This window comes from Frankia sp. CcWB2 (assembly GCF_977927585.1).
In genome coordinates this window covers 4,689-11,245 of sequence record NZ_CDWRCM010000149.1, presented here as the reverse complement: position 1 = coordinate 11,245, position 6,557 = coordinate 4,689, and the positions used below count along the sequence as shown (strand labels likewise).

At 72.6% G+C, this 6,557-nt stretch carries 6 protein-coding genes; 4 read left to right on the top strand and 2 right to left on the bottom strand.

From position 1 onward, the window contains the following. The first annotated feature begins 155 nt into the window (after positions 1-155). The 3 genes from recN to ACY45C_RS15375 all read left to right on the top strand — a co-directional run bounded on the left by recN (position 156) and on the right by ACY45C_RS15375 (position 4,536). Entirely contained in the window at positions 156-1,910 is a 1,755-nt protein-coding gene (gene recN / locus ACY45C_RS15385; RefSeq protein ID WP_462188287.1) for a DNA repair protein RecN, read from the top strand. A 194-nt stretch (positions 1,911-2,104) separates the two neighbouring features. Beyond that, a complete protein-coding gene (locus tag ACY45C_RS15380; RefSeq protein ID WP_462188286.1) occupies positions 2,105-3,916 on the top strand; it encodes a CTP synthase in 1,812 nt (603 codons plus the stop codon). After that, on the top strand, positions 3,913-4,536 hold the full coding sequence (locus ACY45C_RS15375; protein WP_462188285.1) for an NUDIX domain-containing protein: 624 nt from the start codon (positions 3,913-3,915) through the stop codon (positions 4,534-4,536). Before ACY45C_RS15380 ends, ACY45C_RS15375 begins: the two co-directional genes overlap by 4 nt. 53 nt (positions 4,537-4,589) lie before the next feature. Here the strand turns inward: ACY45C_RS15375 and ACY45C_RS15370 are convergent, their stop codons facing one another. Beyond that, positions 4,590-5,525, bottom strand: a complete 936-nt coding sequence (locus ACY45C_RS15370; RefSeq protein WP_462188284.1) for a PKD domain-containing protein — start codon at positions 5,523-5,525, stop codon at positions 4,590-4,592. Next, positions 5,522-6,070, bottom strand: a complete 549-nt coding sequence (locus ACY45C_RS15365) for a hypothetical protein (protein WP_462188283.1) — start codon at positions 6,068-6,070, stop codon at positions 5,522-5,524. The genes ACY45C_RS15370 and ACY45C_RS15365 overlap by 4 nt, the downstream gene beginning before the upstream one ends. A 176-nt stretch (positions 6,071-6,246) precedes the next feature. Between ACY45C_RS15365 and ACY45C_RS15360 the strand changes: the two genes are divergently transcribed. Continuing rightward, the coding region (locus tag ACY45C_RS15360) for a site-specific integrase (RefSeq protein ID WP_462188282.1) at positions 6,247-6,557 on the top strand (311 nt) is incomplete at its 3' end.

The window sequence follows — 6,557 nt, the reverse complement described above, 5'->3', positions numbered from 1 at the left end:
GCCCTAGGGCGCCGTTCGGGGTTTCCGTTAGCTCGCCTTCGGCGAGCTTCCTGGGATGATCGTCGGGGGGCTTCGCCGCGACGCGGCGGCAGCGGTGGCGGATCTTCCGCCTCTGCGATATCGGCCTCCGTTCTGGTGACGCTAGAGTTCGGGGCGTGCTCGAGGAGATTCGCATCCGCGGCCTCGGGGTCATCGACGACGCCGCCCTCGACCTTGCTCCCGGCCTCACCGTGGTAAGCGGCGAGACCGGAGCCGGCAAGACCATGATTGTCCAGGGGCTGGGGCTGCTCACCGGCGGGCGGGCGGATTACGGTCTGGTCCGGCCGGGGGTCGATCGCGCCTTCGTCGAGGGTCGGCTCGTCATCGGTGCCGAGTCGGCTGTCGCGGCCCGGGTCCGCGAAGTCGGCGGCGACCTCGACGAGGATCCGGGCGGCGCTGTCCTCGTCGTCGGTCGGACCCTGACCGCGGAGGGCCGGTCCCGGGCGCAGGTCGCGGGCCGCTCGGTCCCGGCGAGTGTCCTCGCCGAGATCGCCGAGGAGCTGATCGCCGTGCACGGCCAGTCCGAGGCACAGCGCCTGCTCAAGCCGTCCACCCAGCGTGACGCGTTGGACCGGTTCGCCGGTTCCGCCGTCGCCGGGCCGTTGGCCCGCTACGGCGGTGTGTACCGGGAGCTGACCCGGGTCAGTCGGCGGCTCGCCGAGATCACCGACCGGGTGCGTGAACGCGAGCAGGAGGCGGAGCTGCTGCGCCTCGGCCTGGACGAGGTGGAACGGGTCGCCCCCGGCCCTGGTGAGGACGTCATCCTCGACGCCGAGCTGACCAGGTTGGAGCATGTGGAGACCCTGGTGCGGGCGGCGCGGACCGCGCACGCCGCGCTGATGAGCGATCCGGCCACCGGGTCGGACGAGCCCGGTGCGGTCGATCTGGTGGCCGCGGCCCAGCGGATCATCGCCGGCGAGTCCGCCCTCGACGCCGAGCTCGCCGCTCTCGGCGTGCGGCTCACGGAGGTGGGGATGCTACTCACCGACGTCGCCGCGGACCTCGCCTCCTACGCGGAGGGCATCGATGCCGACCCGGTGCGCCTCGCCGACGCCCAGGCGCGTAAGGCCGCCCTCACCAGCCTGACCCGGGCGCACGGTACCGGCATCGACGGCGTGCTGGCCTGGGCGGACCAGGCTGGGCGCCGGCTGCTGGAACTCGACGGCGCCGGGGACAGCGTCGAGGCGCTCACCGTCCGGCGGGACAGCCTGACCGCCGAGCTGGCCCGGCTCGCCGAGGAGGTCAGCGACGCCCGGACCAAGGCGGCGGCCCGGTTCGGTGCGGCGGTCGCCGCCGAGCTCGCCGGGCTCGCGATGCCCCGGGCCCGGGTGGAGGCCGCCGTGTCGCAGCGCGACGATCCGGCCGGTCTGCCGGTCGGCCTGCGGGTCGTCGCGTTTGGACCGTTCGGCGTCGACGACGTGGAGCTGCGGCTGATCCCGCATCCCGGGGCGCCGCCGCGGCCGGTCCAGAAAGGCGCGTCGGGCGGTGAGCTGTCCCGGGTTATGCTCGCGATCGAGGTCGTCCTCGCCGCCGCCGACACCGGTTCGACCATGGTCTTCGACGAGGTGGACGCCGGGGTCGGCGGTCGGGCCGCGGTGGAGATCGGCCGGCGCCTCGCCCGTCTCGCCCGCACTCATCAAGTGATCTGTATCACCCATCTGCCGCAGGTCGCCGCCTTTGCGGACCGTCATCTGGTGGTCCACAAGGCCGACGACGGATCGGTCACCCGCAGTGGGGTCGTCACGCTCGACGACGCCGGCCGGGTGCGGGAACTCTCCCGGATGCTTGCCGGCCAGGAGGAGAGCCCGCTGGCCCGTGGGCACGCCGAGGAGCTGCTCGCCGCCGCGGCGGCCGACAAGGCGCTGCCGTAGTGCCACCGCGGTCGGGGAGGCCGGGCATCCTGCGGTGGTCCAGGGAGTCACCGAAGGTGATAACCGAGGGCCCTGACTCACCCTTATGGCAGAGTCCCCGCATTGCGCTGGAGGCGTCGTGTGGGGGAGCTGTTACCGTGAAGTCCCGTGGAGGCGCCGGGGCCGGACCGGCGGCGTAACCACGGGAGCTTCGGGTGGGTCAGGCGCATATCACCAAACACATCTTCGTCACCGGCGGGGTCGCGTCCAGTCTCGGCAAGGGACTGACCGCGTCGAGCCTCGGTCGACTCCTCAAGGCTCGTGGACTCCGCGTCACGATGCAGAAGCTCGACCCCTACCTCAACGTGGACCCGGGGACGATGAACCCGTTCCAGCACGGTGAGGTGTTCGTGACCGACGACGGGGCCGAGACCGACCTCGACATCGGCCACTACGAGCGGTTCCTCGACGTCGACCTCGACGGCAGCGCCAACGTGACGACGGGCCAGGTCTACTCGGCCGTTATCGCCAGGGAACGCCGCGGCGGCTATCTGGGCCAGACCGTCCAGGTCGTCCCGCACATCACCGACGAGATCAAGAACCGGATCCGGCGGCTGGCCGGTGACTCCGTCGACGTGGTGATCACCGAGGTCGGCGGGACCGTCGGGGACATCGAATCGCTGCCCTACCTGGAGGCGATCCGTCAGGTACGCCACGAGGTCGGTCGGGACAACGCCCTGACGGTGCACGTGAGCCTGGTCCCCTACCTCGCCCCCTCCGGAGAGCTGAAGACCAAGCCGACCCAGCATTCGGTCGCGGCGTTGCGCAGCATCGGCCTGCAGCCCGACGCCGTGGTCTGCCGGTCCGACCGGCCGCTGCCCGATTCACTCAAGAAGAAGATCGCGATGATGTGCGACGTCGACGACGAGGCCGTCGTCGGGGCGCCGGACGCGAGCTCCATCTACGACATTCCCCGGGTGCTGCACCGCGAGGGTCTCGACGCCTACGTGGTGCGTCGGCTCGGGCTGTCCTTCCGCGACGTCGACTGGACGGAATGGGACACGTTGCTGCGGCGGGTGCACCACCCGGCCAACACGGCGACGATCGCGATCGTCGGCAAGTACGTGGACCTCCCCGACGCCTACCTCTCGGTGACCGAGGCCCTGCGCGCCGGCGCCTTCGCCACCGACACTCGGGTGGACCTGCGGTGGGTCACCTCGGACGAGTGCTCTTCCCCGGACGTGACGGCCACCCTGCTTGACGGGGTCGACGGGATCATCGTTCCCGGTGGTTTCGGGGTGCGGGGCATCGAGGGCAAGCTCACCGCGCTGCGGCACGCCCGCGAGAACGGCATTCCGACCCTCGGTATCTGCCTCGGCCTGCAGTGCATGGTCATCGAGGCGGCCCGCAGTCTCGCCGGCCTGGAGGCGGCGAACTCCACCGAGTTCGTCCCCGAGACCCCCCACCCGGTGATCTCCACGATGGCTGACCAGCACGAGGTGGTGGCCGGCACCCGGGACATGGGCGGCACAATGCGACTGGGCCTGTACTCGTGCGTGCTGGCGCCCGGCACGCTCGCCCGGCGTGAGTACGGCGCCGCCGAGGTCGCCGAGCGCCACCGGCACCGGTACGAGGTGAACAACGACTATCGGCACCGGCTGGCCGCCGCCGGGCTGGTCTTCTCCGGGGCGTCGCCGGACGGCCGCCTGGTCGAGGTGGTCGAGCTGCCCGCCGACGTGCACCCGTACTACGTCGGCACCCAGGCACATCCGGAGTTCCGGTCCCGGCCGACCCGGGCCCATCCGCTGTTCCGGGGTCTCGTCGCCGCGGCGGTCGCGCATGCGGACCGCCGCCGCGGGGTGCTGCCGGTGGACCTGCCGGGCGAGGACGCTCCCACTCCGGAGAACGGCGCCGCGCAGACCCGCGGCGTCACGGCCGGTCGATCCGGCGGGAGTATCCGCCGGGGCGCGAGCGCGTCCCGTCCGAGCGTCAGCTCCAACGGCACCGCCGCGCTGGTGTCCCCGTGACGGCGACCCCGCACCGGTACGAGGTCACCGAGAGCACCCTGGCCTACCAGGGGAGGGTCATCTCTGTCCGCCGCGATCAGGTGCGGATGCCGGATGGCGACATCTCGCAGCGTGATGTGGTGGTGCATCCCGGCGCCGTGGGGGTGGTCGCCCTCGACGAGGCCGATCGGGTGGTGATGGTCCATCAGTACCGTCATCCCGTCGGTGGTCCGCTGTGGGAGCTGCCCGCCGGCATTCTCGACGTGCCGGGCGAGCCGGCGTCCTCGGCCGCCGCGCGGGAGCTGGCCGAGGAGGCCGGGCTGCGCGCCGACCGCTACGATCTGCTGGTTGACGTGTGGGCCTCGCCGGGGATGACCGACGAGGCCTACCGCCTTTTCCTGGCCCGCGGGCTGCACGAGATCCCGGCTGCCGAGCGGTACGTGCCGGTGCACGAGGAGGCCGAGATGGGTCTCGCGCGTATCGACTTCACCGACGCTGTCGAACGGGTCCTGCGCGGTGAGATCACCAACGCGATGGCGGTCATCGGGCTGCTGGCCACGGCCCGGGCGCGCGGCGAGAACTACGCCGGTCTGCGCCCACCCGACGCACCCTGGCCCGCTCGTCCCGCCCACCGCGGCTGAGCCGCCGCGCCGCGGCCCCGTTTCTCCGCGGTGGTGTCGGTCCCGCGGTGGCGTCAATCGTTGTGGACCAGCACGCCGGCGGCCTCGTCGACGACGATGCCCCGCGCGGCGGCGAGGGTCACCGCGTCGATCGGGAATGCCTGCGCGACCCCGGGGACGGTGAACGTGCCGTCCCAGGTCACCGCGAGGGTCACCTGGTACCAGCCCGGCCGGGCGTAGCCGTGCGCCACATAGGCCTCGGGATGATCGCGCGGTGAGATCGCCGGGTCGTAGGGCCGGCCGGGAGCATCCGGGCCGGTCTCGCCGTCACCGAACTCCCAGTGATAGCGGGGAACGGCGCTGATGGTCGCCACGACCGGCTGGTCGACGTTGAACGTGAACGAGTCGGGCACGGGGGTGTAGAGGATCGTGGCCAGGTTCGCGAAGCTGCGGCCGGACGGCGCGATGACGATCGACGGCTTCGGCAGGAGTTTCTCGCGCAGGTAGTTGGCGAGCGCGGCCTGCACCTGGGCGATCGGCACCGCGCCGGCGGGCAGCAGGTAGTTGAAGCAGCCCGCTACCGCCTGGTCGTACTGGGCCCGCGCCTGCGCGTCCATCGCCGGATCCGGCCCGACCGCGGTCAGCAGGTCACAGACGGCCGCCGGGTCGTCCGGACAATCCTGGCCGCAGGCCGCGCTCCGCCGGGCCCCCGATCCGGTCGGGATCCCGACGCGCTCCAGCACTCCGTCGTGGTAGCGGTACTGGTAGCCGTTGTCCGTGGCCCGGGTGTCACAGGTACCCCACAGCGCGCCGGCGCAGGGCACCGGGACGGTGCGCCCGGGCGCCGCGGCGGCGGGCGCCGCGCCGGCGGCGAGGCTGGTCAGGCTCACCAGCAGCAGCGCGCCGACCGCGATCAGCGCCGGGCGCGGGAACGCGCGGCGCCGGCCGGCGGTGGTCGTGCGGGCGGCGGTGGTCGTGCGCGGGGCGGTCGTCCCCGGGCCGGTGGTCATGCCCGGGCCGGGGCGTAGCGCAGGGTCTGGATACGCCAGCCGTGGTCGGTGAGCGACAGTTCGGCCGTGCCGACCCGGGTCGGCACGCCCGGGGCGTCGGAGACCCGCCGGCCCGCTGGGTCCAGCAGCCCCACCGCCCGGGTTCGCACGGTGAAGTCCACCTCGGTGACGAGCCCGACCCGCGGCCGGGCGAGCACGTCGCTCAGCTGATAGGCCGGCCCGTCCGCGCGCAGCCCCCGCTGCTGGAGTGAGCGGGTCACCCCGACGTCGAGGGCGCAGGGCTGGCAGCCACCGAGCGCCCTCGGCGCGATAACCGCGACCCGACCGGCCCGCGCGGCCTCGTTGATCTCGTGAAAGTAGCCCTCGACCGTGCGAGTAGCGGCCGCGGGCGTGTCGTCGACCGAACCGGGGCCCGAACCGGGGAAGGAAGGGCCGCCGGAGACGGCCGTGCCCGGGTTCTGGGAACCGGGGCGGGTCGGGACCGCGGCCCCGGATGGCTCGTGCTGGTCGCCGCCGCAGCCCGCGCCCGTGAGGATGACGAGCATGGCGATAGCGACCCCTAGCCGTGCGGCGTACCGTGACGACCCGTTGTCCGCCCGCACAAGTCGCCAGGATAGCCGCGGAAACGCGGTATGTGGATAGGCGCCAACGGAGAACGGGGGGCAGGTCCTACTATCAGTTCGATGATGGGAGTCACCGACGGCGACCGGGTATTCCGGCTGTGCCCCCCGCGGCCTCGGCATCCGGCGTCGGCGGGTCCTCGGATCATCGTCCGTCGGCGCCTCGGCCCGGGCCGGACGACCTGTCCCGGCCTGCGGATCATCGAGCCGGGTCCCAGCTGCGTGGCACGCCCGCCGGCGTCATCGAGCGCTATCTCCACCATCTGGAGGGCGAACGCGGACTCGCGCACAACTCGGTGCTCGCCTACCGTCGCGACCTGCGCCGCTATTGTGATCATCTCTCCGCATGCGGTCTGTCCTCGTTGGGCGCGGTCGGTGAGGCGGAGGTTGCCGGATTCGCCGCCGTGCTGCG